The organism is Saccharothrix sp. DSM 118769 (genome assembly GCF_052936295.1).
The window spans coordinates 8,210,387-8,229,133 of record NZ_CP193627.1 but is presented as its reverse complement, the minus strand read 5'-3'; the positions used below and the strand labels follow the sequence as shown (position 1 = coordinate 8,229,133).

The following is an 18,747-nucleotide window of genomic DNA, read 5'->3' as shown; positions in this document are numbered from 1 at the left end:
CCTAAGCGATCGGCCCTGGCTGGCAGCGCGGGCACCAGTACGCGGGCCGTTCGTAGACCCCTTCGCCCTGCCCGCCCACGCGCACCCGCGCGCCGCAGCGGAAGCACGGCTTGCCGGTCCGCTCGAACACCCAGTGCTGCCGGCCGCGGGCCAGCGAGCCGGTGGTGCTCTGCTCCGGCCGCCACGCGTTGGCCAGCAGCAGCCTGCGCGACAGCCGCACGGCCCCCAGCGGGTCCACGGCCGACACCGGGCTCCACGGCGAGACCTTCAGCAGGAAGCACACCTCGGCCTTGTAGAGGTTGCCCACGCCCGCGAGCACCCGCTGGTCGAGCAGCGCCACGCCCAGCTCCCGGTCCGGGTCGGCGGACAGCCGGCGCGCCGCCTCGTCCTCGGCGACCTCGTCCCAGCCGTCGCCGAGCAGGTCCGGGCCCAGGTGCCCCACCAGCCGCTCCTCCTCGCCGGTGGGCAGCAGCTCCAGGTCGTGCAGCGAGAACCCCACCACGACCCGGTCGGGCACCTCCAGCAGCGCCCGCACCTGGTGGCCGGGCCGCTTCCACTTCTCGCCCGGCCGGTACAGGTGCCACGCGCCGTCCATCCGGAAGTGGCTGTGCAGGCTCAGGTCGCCGGAGAAGCGGGTGAACAGGTGCTTGCCGACCGACCGGACGCCCAGCACCTCCCGCCCCGTCAGGTCGACCGCGGCCCACCGGGGGTGGCGCAGCTCACCGCGCAGCAGCGTGCGGCCGGACAGCGCCTCGTCCAGGCGCCGACCGGCCAGGAAGACCGTGTCACCCTCGGGCACCGCTGTCGACGGCCTCGTGGATCTCGTCGTCGTCGAAGTCCTGGTGGGCGATGCGCCGCCGGCTGCGGCTCATCCGCAGGATGCGCGCCAGCACCAGGTTGAACGCCAGCGCCACCTCGCGCGCGCCCGGCGTGCCCCACTCGTGGATCGGCATGCACGCGCCCTGCGCCTGCTGGACGGCCAGCCGGTCGGGCAGCGCCACCGGCATCACCAGCGGGCCGAAGATGTCGCGCAGCTCCTCGATGCGGAACTGGTGCTCGTGCGAGCGCGGCCGGACCCGGTTGACCACCACGCCCAGCGGCTGGAGCTCCGGGTTGTGCTCCCGCTCGGACTGCACCGCCTCGAACGCCCGCTGCACGCCCGCCACCGCGAACATCGTGGGCTCGGTCACCAGCAGTGCGCGGTCCGCCGCCACCAGCGCCGACCGGGTCAGCTGGCCCAGCGACGGCGGGCAGTCCAGCAGCACCAGCTGGTACGGCTCGTCGTCCTCCTTGAGCAGCGCGAGCGCCTCCCGCAGCTTGCCCAGCCGGGTCTCGCCGGGGTCGGGGTGGTTGAGCGACTCGGCGTCCTCGGAACCGGCCAGGACGTCCACGCCGTCGCCCCAGCCGCTGGGGGAGATGGCGTCGCGCAGGTTCTCGGCGGTCGGCTCCTGGAGGACGTCGAAGATGCTCCGGTCGGTGTCCTCGGGCTCCAGGGTCGAGGTGGCGTTGCACTGCGGGTCGAGGTCGATGACCAGCGTGCGAACGCCGCGCCGCAGCGCGGCGGACGCGAGACCGAGCGCGACCGTCGTCTTGCCCACGCCACCCTTGAGGCTGAGCACCGCCACCGTATGCACGTAGCCAGCCTACGGCCCCTAGGCTCTGGTGCCATGCGACCGGACGCCGTACAGAGGGTGCTCGACGCCGAACTGGCCGCCGCGCGCGACCGCCGGGGCGGGAAACCGCCCAGGGTGCTCGACGTGGGCGGGGGCAGCGGCGTGTGGGCCGTGCCACTGGCCCTGGCCGGGTGCTCGGTGACGGTCGTGGACCCGAGCCCGGACGCCCTCGCCACGTTGCACCGCCGCGCGGCCGAGGTGGGCGTGCTGGACCGGATCACGGCCGTCCAGGGCGACACGGACGCGCTGGAGCGCGACGCCGCCGCCGACCTCGTCCTCGGGCACGGCGTGCTGGAGGTCGTGGACGACGCGAGCGCCGCCCTGGCCGCCCTGGCCGGTGCCGCGGTGCCCGGCGGCGCGGTGTCGGTGCTGGTGGCGAACCGGTTCGCGGCTGTGCTGCACCGGGCCATCGCGGGCCGGCTGGTGGACGCCCGGCGGCTGCTGGACGACGAGTCGGGCCAGCTCACGGGCACCCGCGACCCGCTGCTGCGCCGGTTCGACGTGGCCGGGCTGGAGGCGCTGGTGCTCGCCGCCGGGCTGAAGGTGGAGCTGCTCCAGGGGCACGGCGTGGTGTCCGACCTGGTCCCGGGCGCGGTGCTGGACGCCAACCCCGGCGCGGCGGAGGCGCTGGCCGAGCTGGAGCTGGCCGCGTCCACCCGCTCGCCGCTGCGCGACGTGGCCGCGCGCCTGCACGTGATGGGCCGGAAGTCCGCCTGACCCCGGGGTGGGACGGAAGTGCGCCGCCTGTCGCAGGTCCATCGCCGCGGAGGACCCGCTCCGGAGGTGACCACCCCGGACCGCGCCCGGCACCGCGGTGGTCCCGCCCGCGGTGGTCCGAGCCGCGGTGGCCCGGTGCGCGGTGGCCCGGACCGAGGTGGCCCGGACCGAGGTGGCCCGGACCGAGGTGCTCCGGACCCCGACGACCTGGAGGAGCACGTCCGCCGCGCCGTCGCGGGTGACCGGGCGGCGACGGCGTGGCTGCTGGCCGCCGTCCGGCCGCTGGTCGTGCGCTACTGCCGCGCCCGCCTGGGCCGGCACGAGCGCTCGGGCACCTCGGCCGACGACGTGGCGCAGGAGGTCTGCGTCGCCGTGCTGACGGCGCTGCCCGCCTACCGCGCCGGCCTCGGTCGGCCCTTCCTCGCGTTCGTGCACGGCATCGCGGCGCACAAGGTCGCCGACGCGCGCCGCGCCGCGCTGCGCGACCGGGCCGAGCCCGTGCCGGAGGTGCCCGACGCCCCGGACGGGTCGGCCGGACCCGAGCAGCGCCTGCTGCGCGCGGAGGTGTCGGCCGGGCTCGGCGAGCTGCTGCGCCTGCTGCCGGCGAAGCAGCGGGAGGTCCTGCTGCTCCGCGTCGTGGTCGGGCTCTCCGCCGAGCGGACCGCCGCCGTCGTCGGCGCCACGCCCGGCGCGGTCCGGGTCGCCCAGCACCGGGCGCTGTCCCGGCTGCGCGGGGAAGTCCGGCGACACGCCCGGCTGACAATTACTCAGAGCGACCAATTGCTGTAGTACATTGCTCCGACCGCCTCTTAAACGCCGCCGTTCGGAGCAACTTCGAGTGAGTTGCGTCATCCACGTGAGGGATCGACGTCGCGTTCACATGTGCCCCAACGGGTGGTCCAGCGCACGGACGCCGAGGAGCTCGGGATGGAAGCAGCAGCGGTGGTCGGGTTCGGAGTGGTACCGGGACGTCGCGGTGCGCCGCACGTCTTCGGGAGGAGGTCGGTGATGTCCGCGCAGCACGAGGACGAGCCGGTGTCCTCGGGTCCGTCGGCGGTCGGACCGGCGGAGGTGTCCCCGGTGCCGGTGCCGGTGTCGATGTCGTCGGCGGAGGTGTCGGCGGTGTCGGCGGAGGGAGGGCCGGACGCGCTGGTCGAGCCCGCCATCCGGGGTGACCGGCGGGCGGTGGAGGCGCTGCTCGCGCTGATCCGGCCGTTGATCGTGAAGTACTGCCGGGCGCGGGTGGGCCGCGGGGAGCGGTCGCAGTCGTCGGCGGACGACGTGGCGCAGGAGGTGTGCCTGGCGGTGCTCAAGGCGCTGCCGTCCTACCGGGACCAGGGCAGGCCGTTCCTGGCGTTCGTGTACGGCATCGCCGCGCACAAGGTCGCCGACGCGCACCGGGCGACGGCGCGCAACCGGTCGGAGTCGGTGCCCGACCTGCCGGACGGCGCGGGCAAGGAGCCGGGGCCGGAGCAACGCGCGCTGGACGGCGAGCTGTCCTCGAAGGTGGGGGAGCTGCTGAACGTCCTGCCCGAGCGGCAGCGCGAGATCCTGGTGCTGCGCGTGGTCATGGGCATGTCCGCGGAGGAGACCGCCGAGATGGTCGGGTCCACGGCCGGGGCGGTCCGGGTGGCGCAGCACCGCGCGCTGGCCCGGTTACGCAAGACGCTCGGTCACGACTAGCACGACCTCTCGACGACGTCGGCGATCGGCGCGGCGGACCCCGGTGCCGCCGCCGGGTCCGCGCCCGCCCGCTTCGGCCCCGGGAAGTCCGGCGGCACCTCGCTGACCTGCTCGGATGACCGCCGAAGGGGAGTCCACCGCCAGGCAGGCGTCGATCGGCGGCACCGGGACGTCGCTGGGGCTGCGCGCCCTCGCCGTGGCGTGCCGGAGCTGCGGCTCGGCGCGCGGCTGCGCGCGACCGTCGACCCGACCGACGACCTGTTCACGCTGGAGCGGCTGCGGGGACCGGGTCCGAGCCGCTGACCACGCGCACCCGCTCCACCCCGGGTCGGGACGGGCACGGCCGTCCGCGGCGCCGACGACCGCCGGCGTAGGGTGTCGAACGGGTGTTCGGGGTTCGGGGGAGGGGAACGTGGGCCGCAGCGCCAACCTGCCGCGCGGTCTGGTCGACCGCTTCCTCGCGCGCGGCGACGCGTGGCCCGACGACACCGGCTGCCCGATGCTGCACGTCGACATGGACGCCTTCTACGCCTCGGTCGAGATCCGCGACCGGCCCGAGCTGGCGGACCGGCCCGTGGTCGTGGGCGGCACGGCGAACCGGGGCGTCGTCGCGTCGGCCAACTACCTGGCGCGCGAGTTCGGCGTGCGCTCTGCCATGCCCACCTCGCACGCCCGCAGGCTCGCACCGCACGCGGTGTTCGTGCCGCCGAACTTCGCCCGCTACCAGGAGGTCTCGCGCGGGGTGATGGCGATCTTCCGCGACGTCACGCCGCTGGTCGAGCCGCTGAGCCTGGACGAGGCGTTCCTCGACGTCAGCGGCGCGCTCAAGCGGATGCGGGCGACCCCGGCGGCGGTCGGGCAGCTCATCCGGGCGCAGGTCGAGGAGGCGTTCGGGGTCACCTGCTCGGTGGGTGTCGCGCCGACGAAGTTCCTGGCCAAGCTCGCGTCCGGGATGTGCAAACCGGACGGGCTGATGGTGGTGCCGCGCACGGAGGTGCTGTCGTTCCTGCACCCGCTGCCCGTGTCGGCGCTGTGGGGCGTGGGCAAGCGGACCGCCGAGCAGCTCGACCAGGTGGGGCTGGAGACCGTGGCGGACGTGGCGGCGACACCGCTGCCGAGGCTGCGCAAGGTGCTGGGCGTGGCGCTGGCCGAGCACCTGCACGCGCTCGCGCGCGGCCACGACGACCGGCCCGTCGTGGCGTCGTCCCGGGAGAAGTCGATCGGCGCGGAGGAGACGTTCGAGGTCGACCACTTCGACCGCGAGCTGCTGCGGCGCGAGCTGCTGAGGCTGTCCGAGCGGTCGACGGCGACGCTGCGCTCGCGCGGGCTGCGCGGCCGGACGGTGTCGATCAAGGTGCGGTTCAGCGACTTCACCACGATCACCCGGTCCAGGACGCTGCGCGTCGCCACGGACGTCGCGCAGGAGGTCTACCGGACCGCGTCGACCCTGCTGGACGAGCAGGTGCCGCCGGGCGCGGTGCGGTTGATCGGCGTGCGGGTCGAGCAGCTCGTGGAGGGCGACGGCGGCGAGCAGCTGATGTTCGACGCGCCGGAGCGCGGGTGGCGCGAGGCCGAGCAGGCGGCGGACCAGGCGCGGTCGCGTTTCGGGCGGGCCGCGGTGCGCCCGGCGTCGCTGCTGGACCAGGGGCCGACCCGGTCCGCGGAGACCGAACCCCGCCCCGAGCGCTGACCGGGGCCGCGCCGCCGCGGGCCACCGACCCCGGACCGGGCCGTTCGGGTGGTTCGGGGGCGTGATCACCGCCGCCGGGACGATCACCGTGCACGCTGGAGCCGTGGAGCGGTTCTGGGGTCTCCTCAGCGAGTCCGAGCACGAGCTGCTCGGCACGACGGGCACGGAGCGCGACTACGCCACCGGGACGGTGATCTACCGCGAGGGCGAGGTCACGCGGCACGTGCTCGTGGTCAGGCGCGGCCTGCTGCGGGTCACCGCGACCACGTCCGGCGGCGCGGAGAAGGTGCTGGCCGTGCGGGGCGCGGGCGACATCGTCGGTGAGCGCTCGGCGGTCGACGGGCTGCCGCGCTCGGCGACCGTGGAGGCGCTGGGCGCGGTGCGGGCGCTGGTGCTGTCGGCGACCGGGTTCGCCTCGCTGTGCCAGCGGTACCCGCGCATCGCGTGGACGGTGCTGACCGTGGTCGTCGCCCGGCAGCGCGACACCGACCGGCAGCGCGTGCAGATCAGCGGCACGGCGACCCAGCGCGTCGCGGCCGTGCTGATCGACGTGGCGCTGCGGCGCGGCATCGCCGACCAGGGTGCCGTCGCGCTCAGCCAGGAGGAGCTGGCGAGCATCGCGGGCACGTCGCGGGAATCCCTCGTGCGGGTGCTGCGCGCGTTGCGCGAGGAGGGCATCATCAGCACGGGCCGGCGGAAGATCGAGATCCACCGGGTGAGCCGGCTCTACGATTTCACCAACTGATACCCGTTGTGCGTCACCTGACGCGGTGAAGTGTCGCGAACCCCCCTAGAAATGACCTATCAGTCCTGGTCGGAGGGGGAGTCATGAACCACACCGAGGAACCCGCCAAGTCCCGCCGCCGGTTCACCGAACGGCTTGCCTGCACGCTCGTGTTCACCGCCCTCCAGCTGTGGGCGGCCGTCGTGATCGTGGCCAGGTTCGAGAGCGCCGGTGACGGCGCCGGTGTCGTCGCCCTCGCGGTCGCCCTGGTGCTCGCGGGCGCCCTGGTCGCGGTGCACGACTCGTGGCGCGACGTCCGCGCGGTGCGCAAGGAGCTGGACCTGGAGATCCGCGAGGACCTCGTCCGGCTGTGAAGACCACGCGGTGGCCGACGAGGGGCGGCCGCCGTCCTCCGAGGCATTCCGCGGGCGGTCGGGCCCGCGGAATGCCTCATTTACCCGGAGTTGTCCACAGGCCCGGGAGTTGTCCACAGTTCGCGATCACCTCCTCGACCCACCCGTCGACGGGGGCGATCGTGGACCCATGCACACCACGACCCGCACCACGATCGCCGTCGACGCCCTGGCCGCCCTCTTCCCGCACCGCGTCGCGACCGCCACCGACCTGCTGTCCCTCGGCCTGGGCACCGAGGAGCTGTCCCGCCGCTGCCGCCCGGGGGGCGAGTGGCAGCGCGTGCTGCCGGGGGTCCTGCTCCTGTCGGGCAGCCCGCCGACGCGCCCGCAGCTCGTCCAGGCGGCCCTGCGCCACTGCGGCCCCGGCAGCGTCGTCACGGGCCTCGACGCGCTCCAGCTGCACGGCGTGCGCGCCCTGCCGGCCACCGGCCCGGTCCACGTCCTGGCCACGCGCCCGGTGGAGCCGACGACCAGGGTCCGCACCACGAGGACCCGCCACCCACCGGACCCGGTCCTGCGCAGGGGGTTCCTCACCGCGCCGCTGGCGAGGGCGGCGGCCGACGCCGCCAGGACCCTGGAGACGCGCGACGACATCCGGGCGGTCCTCACCGGGGCGCTGCGCCGGGGTGGTGTCGGGGTCGACGACCTGCGCCCCCACCTGTCCAGGGCGTCGGCCCCGGCCAAGCAGGTCCTGGCCGAACTGGCGGAGGGCGTCCGCTCGGCGCCCCAGGCGTGGGCGAAGGCGCTGCTGGCCACGTTGCCCCTGCCGCCACCGAGGTGGGGCGTCCCGCTGCGCTCGGCGGCGGGCAGGTCCCTGGGCACGGCCGACGCCTGGTGGGACGACCTGGGCCTGGCCTGGCAGTTCGCCACCCGCAACCCCCATGCCCCCGCCCTCGCCGCGACGGGTGCCGTGGTGGTCCACACCTCCCCGGCCCACCTGCGCCACGCCCCGACCGAAGTGGCCAGGACCCTGCTCACCGCAGCGACCCGCGCCACGAGCCGCCCCACGCCCCCGATCACCGCCCACCACCGAGCCACCCACCACCGAGCCACCCACCACCGAGCCGCCCGCCCCCACACCCGCCGAACCACCCACCCGTCCACCGCCGCGCCCGACCCCACCGCCGTCCTCGACCGCACCGCGGCGCCCGGCTCCACCCCCGCGCCCGATCTCACCGCCGCGCCCGACCGCACCGCCGACCGCTGCCCACCGCCGACCGCTCTGCTCTCGCCGGTGTGAGCCGCCGGGACCGCCACCCGACTACGACTTCTGCCCGCCGTCACCCATCGGGTGGGTGTGCTCGGCAGGCGTGCCGGGCGGTGCGGGGCCAGACGACTCGAAAGTGTGATGTCCGTGCGGCGGGCACCTCGTGGTGGGCGGTGCCGGCGGGGCGGTGTGCGGCGTGCGACCCGTCCACTGCCGGCCATCGCGTGTTCGAGTGCCGTCGAAGTCCGCGTAGTTGGCTGGTCACGCGGTGTGTCGGCCGGTGTGCGAACCGGCTGGAAGAACCGACTGGAGGGGCTTGACAGTTGACCAAGGGGTGGTCGTGCGCCACCTCACGAAGGTCTGACCGTTGACCCGTGAGGATGATGGTGACCGAACGAACCGCTTAGGGGCACGGACTGGGTAGTCGCCAAGCCTCCCGAATCGTATCCTGGTTGTGACGCCCCCAGGGCGGGGCGTCCGCCGGGACCGGCGGCAACCGTGATTACCCGGCGCCCGCGACCGCTGTGCCGGAGGAGGAGCCATGCCACTCTCCGAGCACGAGCAGCGACTGCTCGACCAGATCGAGCGCGCGCTCTACGCCGAGGACCCGAAGTTCGCATCCACCGTGCGCGGCGCCAAGCTGCGCAAGCCGTCCCGACGGCGTCGCATCCAAGGCATCGCGCTGTTCGCCGTGGGTGTGGCTCTGCTGGTGACAGGTGTGATGTTGCCGAAGCTCGCTGGTATCCCGGTGGTGAGCGTGGTCGGCTTCCTGTTGATGTTCTTCGGCGTACTGCTCACCGTGACGACACTCCGTCGTGGTGACCAGGCTGCCGAGGAGCCCAGCAAGGAGGGAAGCCGGCCCAGCCGCAGCTCGTTCTCCCAAAAGATGGAAGAACGCTTCCGTCGCCGTTTCGAGGACGAGTAGTCCGCGTAACAGCCCCGATTGAACACGTCCGCACGGCCCGCCCCGAGCACCAGGGGGCGGGCCGTGCGGGTTTCCGCAGTATTCGCGCCTGCCCGGAAAACCGGCACTTCGCGCACGTCCGGGCGAAAACCGGGAAAGACCGGGAAAGGCCGGGACCGGTGTGACGGCGGGTTCGACCGCCCGGACCTGACCTGACCTGGTCCGGTCCGGGCGGTCGAGGTGAGGGGCAGGGCCGGGGTGAGGCCGAGCGGCCCGACCTTCAGCCGCCCGGCTCTCGACCGCCCGGCTCTCGACCGCCCGGTCTTCAGTCGTCGGGGTCGCTCTCCGCGGGCGGCTTCGGCTGGAGCACCGAGCGGGGGAGGACCTTGGCCCTCAGGGCCAGGGGCGCGTTGCGGCCGAGGCTCGCCCGGACGTCGTCCACCGCCTTGGGCAGGGCCGGGTCCGCCTCCTGGTGCGTGCTGTACCAGGCGCGCTCCACCGCGCCCACCACCGTGCGCAGGCCGTCGCGGCCCTGGTCGTCCAGGTTGTGCGCCTTCGCCAACCGGCGGGCGGCGACCCGGATCGTCTCCGTGCTCGGCACGCGGGTGCCCCGGTCCACGGACTCGGCGACCAGCTCCTGCCACGCCGCGCCCGCCGCGCCCGGGCCCAGGCCGGCGACGGCGCGGAGCCGTTCGCGGCGGCGCCAGGCGCGCACCAGGGCCGGTGCCACCACGAGCGCCACCACGATCACCAGCGCGGCCAGCCACCAGCTGACCAGCGCCAGGACCAGGGCCACCGCGATCGCCCACAGCACCGCCGACGCGGCCAGCAAGGCCGGGCGCAGCCTGGTCGTCCTGGTCAGCCACACACCGCCGAAGACGAGCAGCCCCAGCAGCAGCAGCGCGGTCGCGACCGCCGCGGCCAGGGTGATCAGGTGCCACGCGGGCGTCGGGGCGGCCGTCTGCGACGTCCCGTCCTGGCCCTGCGCGTCCGGCGCGGCCGAGGCCGACGCCGAGGCGTCCGGCGCGGTGGTCGTGGTGGTGGTCGTGGCGGCGGCGGCGCTGGAGCCGTCCTCCTCGTCGTCGGCCTCGTTGCCCGAGATGTACGGCGGGGCCACGCCGCGGCCGTCGGAGAGGGGCGTCGGGTCGAAGGTCATCCACCCGTGGCCGGGGAAGTAGACCTCCACCCACGCGTGGGCGTCCTGCGAGGTGATCGTCTGGAAGTCGCCGGTCGGGTACCCGGCGGTGAAGCCGAGGGCCACCCGGGCCGGGATGCCGACGGACCTGGCCATGATCGCCATCGCCGACGCGTACTGCTCGCAGAAGCCCTTCTTGCCGTTGAGCACGAAGTCCTCGAGCGCGCCCGCGCTCATGTCGTTCGTGGTCTCCGTGGTGTACGTGAAGCCCTGCGTGCCGTCGGTGAAGTACCGGTACAGCGCGCTCGCCCGGTCGAACTGGTTGTCCTCGCCGGCCACGATGTCGCGCGCCAGCCGGACGACCCGGTCCTCCACGCCCGGCGCCTCCAGGTACGCGGGGTCGACGTCGACGGGGCCGGTCGCCCTGCGCAGCGTGTCGGCGGACGGCGTGTCCAGCACCGTGCGCAGCGTGTACGTCCCGGACTTGCGGGCCCGCGTCGCGTAGACCATGCCGCGCCCCGCGTCGTACTGGTACGCCTCGTCGACGTCGGGCATCGACCTCGGCCGGCCGTACACCGGCAGCCAGTAGTCGAGCCAGGTGACCGGCTCGATCTTGACCTCCACGACCTCGCCGTCGCGCGGGTCGCCCGGCTGGGGCGGCAGGTCGCCGCGGGCGGGCACGCCGCCCGACAGGTCGCCGCCGCCGGTCCAGCCCTTGTCGGGCACGTACTGCGGCAGCGTCATCGCGCGCAGGTAGGCCGACTCGGGCAGGTCGCGCACCCGGAACATCTCGCGGCTCTGGCCCTGGTTGAGCATGCCGCGCAGCTCGGTGATCGGGTCGATGCCGAGCCCGCCGGAGCCGCCGCCGAGCTCGTCGCCCGTGCCGGGCAGCCGCCCCACGGTGCCGACCAGCGTCAGGCTGCCGCCGGCGAGCAGCGCGATCACCACAGCCATGCCCGCCACCGCGGTCGCCGCCGGGCCCGAACCGCTCTGCCCGGCCCCCGGCAGCCTGCCGCGCCACGCCTCGTGCCGGTGCTGCCCGTCCACGGCCAGCAGCAGCGCGAACGCCGCCGCGCCGAACACGAACGTCCACAGCGGCAGCATCTCGTCGGCCAGCGACGCGGGCACCGCGAACACGCACAGCAGCACCAGGCCGGACGCCGCGGGGGCCGCCGCGCCGACCGCGAGGGCGTCCACCACGACCGCCACCAGGCCGATCGCCACCATCACCAGGCAGCGCATGTTCTGGCTGTCGGGCACCGGCGGCACGCCGGTCTGCACCTCGCCGATCGCGTTGCCCAGCACCGCGCCCAGGTCCTGCAACGACTCGGGGCCCGGCAGGAACACCAGCACGCCGCTGGTCGTGTAGAGCGCCACGAGCAGGCACAGCAGCGCCACCACCTGCCCGAGCACCACCAGCGGCGCGGGCAGCCTGGACGAGCGCAGCAGCACGCCGCTGCCCGCCACCACGACGATCGCGACCGCCAGGTGCACCATCCACAGCACGCCGTCGAGCACGCTCGACAACGCGGTCGCGGCGCACAGCGTCGCCAGCCCGGCGACCGCGGGCGTCGCGGTCACCACCCAGTTCCCGCCCGCCGGAGCAGCCGTCCTGCCGGTCACTCAGCCCACCTCCGTGCGCACCACCGGGCCGCGGTTCCCCGCGCTGTGGCACAGCTCCTGCCAGACCTGCCCCATCGGCGTGTTCGGCCGCGCCACGACCACGCCCCACCCCGCACCGCTCAACAGCTCCCGCGCGTCGGCGGGGTCCGGCGCCGGGTCCTCCGACGCGGACGCCCAGGCCCGCACGTCCAGCACCACGGCGAGGCTGCGCGTCCCGCGCGGGCGGTTGCGCACCAGCGCGTCGACGACGGCGGGCGTGCAGCCGCCGAGGATCGCGATGACCTCCTGACCCGCGCCCGGGTCGACGCCCACGGCGGGTTCGCGCCGGTGGGAGGGCTGCAACGCGGCCAGCGCGTCGAGCGCCACCGCGTCGCTGTACCCGCCGCCGCCCGGTCCGCCCGCCAGCACCCGGCCGTCGTCGCCGACCAGGCGCACCTGGTGGCCGTAGCGGTGCAGGTGCAGCGAGATCGACGCGGCGAACGACACCGCCCACTCCAGGCTCGCGCCGGGACCGCTGCCCCGGTGCCCCGCCAGCCGGTGGTCCAGCAGCACGGTCGTGCCGCCGCGCCACGGCCGCTCCTCGACGCGCACCATCAGCTCGTCGCGCCGCGCCGTCGAGCGCCAGTGCACCTTGCGCAGGTCGTCGCCGTGCCGGTACGGGCGGACCACGGCGTCGTCCTCGCCCTGCCCGGCGCGCAGCCGGATCGAGCCGTCGTCGCCGGAGCCCATGCCCGACCCGCTCGGCAGCCCGGTCAGCTGCACCACCCGCGGCACGACGACGAGCCTGCTGCGGCCCGCCATCTCGCGGTCGAACTCGGCCAGCCCGAACGGGTCGGTGATCCGCGCCAGCAGCGGTCCGACCTGCTGGACGCCGCGCATCACCGGCTTGAGCGGGTAGCGCAGCACGGTCACCGTGTTGCGCGGCAGCCGCTCCACCACGAACCGCGGGCGGGCGCCGAGCGCGTAGGGCACCGCATCTTCCAGCAGCAGCCCGCCGGTCGGCAGCCGGCCCGCGCTGCGCAGCTCCACCCGCACGTCGGTCGGCGACCCCACCTGGACCCGGCTCGGGTGCAGCACGCGGTCCGCGTGCAGGCCCACCCGCGCCCGCTGCGCCAGCAGGGCGGCGAGCAGCGGCAGCGCCACCACGAACGCCGCGACGCGGAGCAGGTCGCGCTCGTTCAGCACGACCGCGCACAGGCCCGCGGCGAACCCGGCCGCCAGCAGGCACCGGCCGCGGGTGGTCAGGCCGGACAGCGCTCCCCGCATGTCAGCGGTGGTGGTTCGGGTTGGTGTTGTGCAGGAACTGGCCGGTCGGGTCGAGCGCGGCCTGCGGCACCGGTACCCGCTGGAGCAGGCCGCGCACCAGGTCGGCCGAGGACCGCCGGGCCGCCTGCGCCTCCGCGGTCAGCACCAGGCGGTGCGCGAGCACCGGCACGGCCACCGCGTGGACGTCGTCGGGGACCACGAAGTCGCGACCGGCCAGCGCCGCCTGCGCCCGCGCCGACCGCACCAGCTGGAGCGTCGAGCGCGGCGACGCGCCCAGCCGCAGCTCGGGCAGCCGCCGGGTGGCGCCGACCAGCTCGACGGCGTAGCGCCGGATCTCGGTCGACAGGTGCACCCGCCGCACGGCCTGGATCAGCCTGAGCACCTGCGCGGAGTCCGACACCGGCCGCAGGTCGGACATCGGGTCGTGGCCCGCGTGCTCGTCGACCATGGCCAGCTCGGCCTGCGGGTCGGGGTAGCCGATCGACACGCGCGCGGTGAAGCGGTCGCGCTGCGCCTCGGGCAGGGCGTAGGTGCCCTCCATCTCGATCGGGTTCTGCGTGGCGATCACCATGAACGGCGCGCCGAGCGGGTAGGTCTGCCCGTCGACGGTGACCTGGTGCTCCTCCATGCACTCCAGCAGCGCGGACTGCGTCTTCGGCGAGGCGCGGTTGATCTCGTCGCCCACCACGATGTTCGCGAACACCGGGCCGGGGCGGAACTCGAAGTCGTTGTCCTGCCGGTTGTAGATCGACACACCGGTGATGTCGCTGGGCAGCAGGTCGGGCGTGAACTGGATGCGGCTGACCGTGCAGTCGATCGACCGGGCCAGCGCCTTGGCCAGCGACGTCTTGCCGACGCCCGGCACGTCCTCGACCAGCAGGTGCCCCTCGGCCAGCAGGGTGACCAGGGCGACGCGCACCACGTCCGGCTTGCCGACGATGACCTTCTCGACGTTCGCGGCGATCCGGCCGACCACGGTGTGCAGCTCGCCCAGCACCTCGTCCAGCCGGGGCGAGCCGTTCACCGGCACCGTCTGGTCCACGTGGTTCACCGCGGGGCCGCCGGCACCGTAGGGGTGCTCGGGCGCGGCTGGCTGGGTACTCGGAGTCACTCGACCTCCTGGAGCAGGGCGCGGCCCTCCCGCGACCGGTTCGCGGTGGCGGTGAGCGTTTCACGCAGTGTGTCAAACCAGGGCGAAGCGCCCCACACCGATTGAACATTCTCGCGCGGCCGGTTTCCACGGCCCGCGTGCCCCACCGGTCCAGGCCCGCCCACCACGATTCCCCACCTCGGTGCCGGCTGAACCGGTTTTGCCCGATTTTGTTGAGCCGTTCGGGTGAAGTTCGGCCCTGTTCAGCTCACCCGGCGAGGTGGTGACGGCGCGCTTCCCCCACCGCCCGCCCCACTGGTCATATCGCCTCTACCTGCGCAAACGTTCCGGGGGAGGGGTCGCCTCCCCCCGTTTCAGCGTTGACTGTGGGGAAAAGTGGGGTACTGTGGCGGCCGGTGGGGCAGACGGGGGCCCCACTGCCGGTCGTCAGTTCGACATCCGGCCCCGGGAGGTGGGTGCGCAGTGTTCCTGGGCACGCACAACCCGAGGTTGGACGACAAGGGTCGGATCACGCTGCCTGCGAAGTTCCGGGACGCGCTAGCGGGGGGTCTCATGGTCACCAAGGGCCAGGACCACTGCCTCTACGTGTTCCCGCGGGCCGAGTTCGAGCAGATGGCGCGCAAGGTCGCGGAGGCCCCGTTCACGAACGAGGCGGTCCGCGCCTACCAGCGCTACCTGTTCGCCGGCACCGACGAGCAGCGGCCGGACGGCCAGGGCCGGGTGCTCATCGCCCCGGAACTGCGCCGGTACGCGGGGTTGACCAAGGAGTGCGTGGTCATCGGCGCGATCACCCGGCTGGAGATCTGGGACGCGACGGCGTGGCAGCGCTACATGGACGAGCACGAGGAGCGGTACGCGCAAGCCCGCGAGGAGGTGTTCCCCGGTCTGTTCTGATCGGCCGTGATTCGAGGTTTCGGGTGCCGTGAGGCCTCGGTCCGCTCGGCTTTCGGCCCTGGCGCACCTTCCCCGGCGCCAGGTCCGACGGGCGGGCGGGGACCTGACGACACCCGAATTTTTCCGTTGCACGAGGGGGGACCATCCAGGGAGGGGTCGTGGTGGAGCAGGCGCGGCACGTGCCGGTGCTGCTCGATCGCGTCCTCGGCCTGCTGGCCCCCGCGCTGGCCGACCGGGACGACGCCGTGTTCGTCGACTGCACGCTCGGCCTGGGCGGGCACTCCGAGGCGGTGCTCCGGGCGCACCCGAACGTGCGGCTGATCGGGCTGGACCGCGACCCGCAGGCCATCGCGCTGTCGAAGGAGCGGCTCGCGCCGTTCGGCGACCGCGTCTCCTTCGTGCAGACCACCTACGACGACATCGTCGAGGCGGTCGACGGCGTGAAGGTGCAGGGCGTCCTGATGGACCTCGGCGTCTCGTCCCTGCAGCTCGACGCCGAGGAGCGCGGGTTCGCCTACTCCAGGGACGCGCCGCTGGACATGCGGATGAGCGCGGGCTCGGGGCCGACGGCGGCCGACGTGCTCAACGAGTACCCCGCCGGCGAGCTGACCCGCGTGCTGCGCGACTACGGCGAGGAGCGGTTCGCCCGCAAGATCGCCGGCGCGGTCGTGCGGGAACGGGCGCGCGAGCCGTTCACCACCAGCGGCCGGCTGGTCCGGCTGCTCTACGACGTGGTGCCCGCGGCGACGCGGCGCACCGGCGGGCACCCGGCCAAGCGCACGTTCCAGGCGCTGCGGATCGAGGTCAACCAGGAGCTGGAGTCGCTGCGCGCGGCCCTGCCCGCGGCGCTGTCGGTGCTGGCGGTCGGCGGCCGGATCGTCGTGGAGTCCTACCAGTCCCTGGAGGACCGCATGGTCAAGCGCGCGTTCGCCGAGCTGGCCGCCTCCACGACACCGCTGGACCTGCCGGTCGAGCTGCCCGGCCACAGCCCCGAGCTGCGGTTGGTGACGCGCGGCGCCGAGCAGGCCAACGAGCAGGAGATCGAGGACAACCCCAGGGCCGCGTCGGTGAGGCTGCGGGCCGCGGAACGCATCAGGGAGGCGACATGACCGCACCGGCACGGACCGGCGGCGGCGTGCCGACGCCCAAGCCCCGGTCGGGCACGGGGGCGAACCCGCGCGAGCGCGCCCTGCGGTCCGTCCCGGCGGAGCGCCGCAGGTCGCCCGCCGCGGAGCGGGCCTACGCGCGGCGCGCGCAGCGGACGTCGCCCAGGCGCGGCCCGGCCGTGACGCGGCAACCCGTCGTGGCGCCCAAGGCGCCGTTCGTCGTGATGGTCATGGTGGTGCTCGGCGTGGGCATCGCCGCGATCATGTGGCTGTCGACGCAGGCCACCGCGGACTCCTACCGCCTCCAGGACGCGCGGGCCGAGGAGACCAGGCTCGCCCGGCAGGTCGAGCAGCTGCGGCAGGAGGTGGCGCTCGCCGAGTCGCCGCTGGAGCTGGCCGCCGCCGCCGAGAAGCTCGGGCTGCTCCCGGCGGGCGACCCGGCCCGGTTGCGGCAGCTGCCCGACGGGACGGTCGAGGTGTACGGCAAGCCATCCGCCGTGCAGCCGCCCCCGCCCCCGCAGACGACGACCCAGAGCGCGGCGCCGCCCGCCGCGCCGCCCCCCGCGCAGGAGCAGGGGGCGCAACCGCCCGAAGGACAGTCGGTACCAGGAGGTCAGTGATGCCGGGGCCCAGCCGGGGCAGGCCCGCCCGTCGCCCGTTGTCGGTCCGGGGCTCCGCCCCCAAGCGGCGACGCGGCGGCAACAGCCGGGTCCGCCTGGCGGTGGGGCGGCTGCTGCTCGTGGGCGCCCTGCTGGCCGCCGGGATCAAGCTGGTGCAGGTGCAGGGCTTCCAGGCCGAGGCGCTGTCCGCGCAGGCCGAGCAGCAGCGCGCCACGCCCATCGACATCCCCGCGGCGCGGGGCTCCATCCTGGACCGCAACGGCAACCAGCTCGCGTTCAGCGTGGAGGCGCGCGCCCTGTACGCCGTGCCGCAGCTGATGCGCAAGGAGTGGGCCAAGGCGCAGGAGCGCGACCCGGACATCGGCAGCTTCGAGGACCGCATCGCCGACATCGCGGCGTTCGTCGAGCAGACGCTCGGCAAGGAGGTCAACGGCCAGCGGACCGACCGGGACACCGTGCTGGCCAAGCTCTCCCAGGACACCACCTACGTCGAGCTGGTCGACAACGTCGACCCGGGCAAGGCCGCCGTCATCACCGAGAAGTACTTCAACATCGGCTCGGAGTACCGGGCGGTGCGCGTCTACCCGAACGGCGAGCTGGCGGCGAACATCATCGGCGCGGCGAACTGGCGCAAGAACGAGGACCCGCCCGCCACGCACGGCCTGCTGGGCCTGGAGATCTCCGAGGACAACCTGCTGGCCGGCAACAAGGGGCGGCGCGTCGTCGACACCATGCAGGGCAACGACGACGTGGTCATCCCCGGGCCGGGCCGCTCCCGCGAGCTGGCCGCCGCCACCCCGGGCAAGAGCCTGGAGCTGACGCTCGACATCGACACGCAGTACGCGCTCCAGCGCATGGTCACCGACTACACCGCGGACACGGCCGCCCGCGGCGGGTCCGCCGTGGTGCTCGACGCGCGCTCGGGCGAGATCCTGGCGATGGCCAACGACAAGACGTTCGACCCGAACCAGCTGGGCAAGGCCACCGAGGACCAGGTGCGCAACGCCGCCGTGTCCTCCGTGTTCGAGCCCGGTTCGGTGAACAAGGTCGTCACCGCCGCCACGGCCGTCGAGGACGGCCTCTACCAGCCGGACAGCGTCCTCCAGGTCGACAGCAGCATCGCCGTCGCCGACCGGGTCATCAAGGACGCCGTCCACCACCCCCTCCAGGACATGACGTTCACCGGCGTGTTCGCCAAGTCGTCCAACGTCGGCACGCTGATGGCGGCGCAGGCGATCGGCGAGGACCGGTACGCCGACATGCTCACCAAGTTCGGCCTCGGCAAGCGCACCCAGTCCGGCCTGCCCGGCGAGGAGGCGGGGTACGTGCCGCCGCGCAACCAGTGGTCGGGCTCGACGTTCGGCAACCTGCCCATCGGCCAGGGCCTGAGCATGACCCTGCTCCAGATGACCGGCATGTACCAGGCCATCGCGAACGACGGCGTGCGCGTCCCGCCGCGCATCATCCGCGCCCAGGTCTCCGCGGACGGCGCCCGCAAGGAGGCGCAGGCCCCGGAGGGCGTGCGGGTGGTGTCGCCGGAGACCGCGAAGACGGTCCGCGACATGTTCCGCGCGGTCGTGCAGAAGTCCACGAGCGACCCCGACCAGAGCGGCACGGGGACGTCCGCGGCGCTGCCCGGCTACCAGGTCACCGGCAAGACGGGCACGGCGCAGCAGGTCGACCCGAAGTGCGACTGCTACTCGCAGAGCCAGTACTGGATCACGTTCGCGGGCATCTTCCCGGCCGACAACCCGCGCTACGTCATCGGGATCGTGCTGGACAACCCGACCCGGGGCGTGCAGTCCGCCGCGCCGCTGTTCCACGACGTCGCGTCCTACCTGGCGCAGCGCTACCAGGTGCCGATGTCGGCGGAGCAGAGCCCCGTCGTGCCGCTGATCCTCAAGCCGTAACGCCTCGTCGGCCGGCCGGGCGAACGCGACGAACGCGGCGCGATCACCGCGGATCACGTGCCGGAACCGGT

General features: G+C 74.2%; 17 protein-coding genes. 12 read left to right on the top strand and 5 right to left on the bottom strand.

Annotated elements, in window-relative coordinates; translation table 11 throughout:
- Position 1: 1 nt before the first annotated feature.
- Complete coding sequence (locus tag ACRAKJ_RS34680) at positions 2-799, bottom strand: DNA-formamidopyrimidine glycosylase family protein (protein WP_438919461.1); 798 nt, start codon at positions 797-799, stop codon at positions 2-4.
- The gene (locus tag ACRAKJ_RS34675; protein ID WP_438919462.1) at positions 786-1,634 is read right to left on the bottom strand and encodes an AAA family ATPase; all 849 of its coding nucleotides are present in this window, start codon (positions 1,632-1,634) and stop codon (positions 786-788) included. Before ACRAKJ_RS34675 ends, ACRAKJ_RS34680 begins: the two co-directional genes overlap by 14 nt.
- A gap of 33 nt (positions 1,635-1,667) precedes the next feature.
- Here ACRAKJ_RS34675 and ACRAKJ_RS34670 point away from each other — a divergent pair, with 33 nt between their 5' ends.
- The 8 genes from ACRAKJ_RS34670 to ACRAKJ_RS34635 all read left to right on the top strand — a co-directional run bounded on the left by ACRAKJ_RS34670 (position 1,668) and on the right by ACRAKJ_RS34635 (position 9,032).
- Positions 1,668-2,390: a methyltransferase domain-containing protein gene (locus ACRAKJ_RS34670; RefSeq protein WP_438919463.1), complete on the top strand. Its 723-nt coding sequence runs from the start codon at positions 1,668-1,670 to the stop codon at positions 2,388-2,390.
- Between the two features lie 207 nt (positions 2,391-2,597).
- A complete protein-coding gene (gene shbA, locus ACRAKJ_RS34665; RefSeq protein ID WP_438919549.1) occupies positions 2,598-3,179 on the top strand; it encodes an RNA polymerase sigma factor ShbA in 582 nt (193 codons plus the stop codon).
- Positions 3,180-3,488: 309 nt separating this feature from the next.
- Positions 3,489-4,073, top strand: coding sequence for a sigma-70 family RNA polymerase sigma factor (locus ACRAKJ_RS34660; protein ID WP_438919550.1), 585 nt, complete (start codon positions 3,489-3,491; stop codon positions 4,071-4,073).
- 412 nt (positions 4,074-4,485) lie between these two features.
- Positions 4,486-5,763, top strand: a complete 1,278-nt coding sequence (locus ACRAKJ_RS34655; protein ID WP_438919464.1) for a DNA polymerase IV — start codon at positions 4,486-4,488, stop codon at positions 5,761-5,763.
- Positions 5,764-5,824: 61 nt separating this feature from the next.
- On the top strand, positions 5,825-6,508 hold the full coding sequence (locus ACRAKJ_RS34650) for a cyclic nucleotide-binding domain-containing protein (protein ID WP_438919465.1): 684 nt from the start codon (positions 5,825-5,827) through the stop codon (positions 6,506-6,508).
- An 83-nt stretch (positions 6,509-6,591) separates the two neighbouring features.
- Positions 6,592-6,861 carry a hypothetical protein gene (locus tag ACRAKJ_RS34645; RefSeq protein ID WP_438919466.1) on the top strand — a complete coding sequence of 90 codons (270 nt, stop codon included), beginning with the start codon at positions 6,592-6,594 and terminating at the stop codon, positions 6,859-6,861.
- Between the two features lie 169 nt (positions 6,862-7,030).
- Positions 7,031-8,140 carry a hypothetical protein gene (locus ACRAKJ_RS34640; RefSeq protein WP_438919467.1) on the top strand — a complete coding sequence of 370 codons (1,110 nt, stop codon included), beginning with the start codon at positions 7,031-7,033 and terminating at the stop codon, positions 8,138-8,140.
- Positions 8,141-8,648: 508 nt separating this feature from the next.
- Positions 8,649-9,032 (top strand): DUF3040 domain-containing protein, encoded by a 384-nt coding sequence (locus ACRAKJ_RS34635; RefSeq protein WP_438919468.1) that lies wholly within the window; start codon positions 8,649-8,651, stop codon positions 9,030-9,032.
- A gap of 304 nt (positions 9,033-9,336) precedes the next feature.
- Here the strand turns inward: ACRAKJ_RS34635 and ACRAKJ_RS34630 are convergent, their stop codons facing one another.
- The 3 genes from ACRAKJ_RS34630 to ACRAKJ_RS34620 are packed head-to-tail and all read right to left on the bottom strand — an operon-like array spanning position 9,337 to position 14,146.
- Positions 9,337-11,769 carry a transglutaminaseTgpA domain-containing protein gene (locus ACRAKJ_RS34630; RefSeq protein ID WP_438919469.1) on the bottom strand — a complete coding sequence of 811 codons (2,433 nt, stop codon included), beginning with the start codon at positions 11,767-11,769 and terminating at the stop codon, positions 9,337-9,339.
- On the bottom strand, positions 11,770-13,035 hold the full coding sequence (locus ACRAKJ_RS34625) for a DUF58 domain-containing protein (protein ID WP_438919470.1): 1,266 nt from the start codon (positions 13,033-13,035) through the stop codon (positions 11,770-11,772). It lies immediately after the preceding gene.
- A gap of 1 nt (position 13,036) precedes the next feature.
- Positions 13,037-14,146, bottom strand: coding sequence for an AAA family ATPase (locus tag ACRAKJ_RS34620; RefSeq protein ID WP_438919471.1), 1,110 nt, complete (start codon positions 14,144-14,146; stop codon positions 13,037-13,039).
- A 462-nt stretch (positions 14,147-14,608) separates the two neighbouring features.
- Here ACRAKJ_RS34620 and mraZ point away from each other — a divergent pair, with 462 nt between their 5' ends.
- From mraZ to ACRAKJ_RS34600, 4 genes are all read left to right on the top strand, one after another.
- Positions 14,609-15,040 carry a division/cell wall cluster transcriptional repressor MraZ gene (gene mraZ / locus ACRAKJ_RS34615; RefSeq protein WP_438919472.1) on the top strand — a complete coding sequence of 144 codons (432 nt, stop codon included), beginning with the start codon at positions 14,609-14,611 and terminating at the stop codon, positions 15,038-15,040.
- Between the two features lie 158 nt (positions 15,041-15,198).
- Positions 15,199-16,149, top strand: coding sequence for a 16S rRNA (cytosine(1402)-N(4))-methyltransferase RsmH (rsmH, locus tag ACRAKJ_RS34610; RefSeq protein ID WP_438919473.1), 951 nt, complete (start codon positions 15,199-15,201; stop codon positions 16,147-16,149).
- A complete protein-coding gene (locus ACRAKJ_RS34605) occupies positions 16,146-16,766 on the top strand; it encodes a hypothetical protein (protein ID WP_438919474.1) in 621 nt (206 codons plus the stop codon). Before rsmH ends, ACRAKJ_RS34605 begins: the two co-directional genes overlap by 4 nt.
- Positions 16,766-18,676, top strand: a complete 1,911-nt coding sequence (locus tag ACRAKJ_RS34600) for a penicillin-binding transpeptidase domain-containing protein (protein ID WP_438919475.1) — start codon at positions 16,766-16,768, stop codon at positions 18,674-18,676. Before ACRAKJ_RS34605 ends, ACRAKJ_RS34600 begins: the two co-directional genes overlap by 1 nt.
- The last annotated feature ends 71 nt before the right edge of the window (positions 18,677-18,747 follow it).

Coding starts and splice junctions, on each gene's coding strand:
- ACRAKJ_RS34670 (WP_438919463.1), top strand. CDS start 1,668: ATGCGACCGGACGCCGTACAGAGGGTGCTCGACGCCGAACTGGCCGCC.
- ACRAKJ_RS34660 (WP_438919550.1), top strand. CDS start 3,489: ATGTCGTCGGCGGAGGTGTCGGCGGTGTCGGCGGAGGGAGGGCCGGAC.
- ACRAKJ_RS34645 (WP_438919466.1), top strand. CDS start 6,592: ATGAACCACACCGAGGAACCCGCCAAGTCCCGCCGCCGGTTCACCGAA.
- ACRAKJ_RS34640 (WP_438919467.1), top strand. CDS start 7,031: ATGCACACCACGACCCGCACCACGATCGCCGTCGACGCCCTGGCCGCC.
- ACRAKJ_RS34635 (WP_438919468.1), top strand. CDS start 8,649: ATGCCACTCTCCGAGCACGAGCAGCGACTGCTCGACCAGATCGAGCGC.
- ACRAKJ_RS34625 (WP_438919470.1), bottom strand. CDS start 13,035: ATGCGGGGAGCGCTGTCCGGCCTGACCACCCGCGGCCGGTGCCTGCTG.
- ACRAKJ_RS34605 (WP_438919474.1), top strand. CDS start 16,146: ATGACCGCACCGGCACGGACCGGCGGCGGCGTGCCGACGCCCAAGCCC.
- ACRAKJ_RS34600 (WP_438919475.1), top strand. CDS start 16,766: ATGCCGGGGCCCAGCCGGGGCAGGCCCGCCCGTCGCCCGTTGTCGGTC.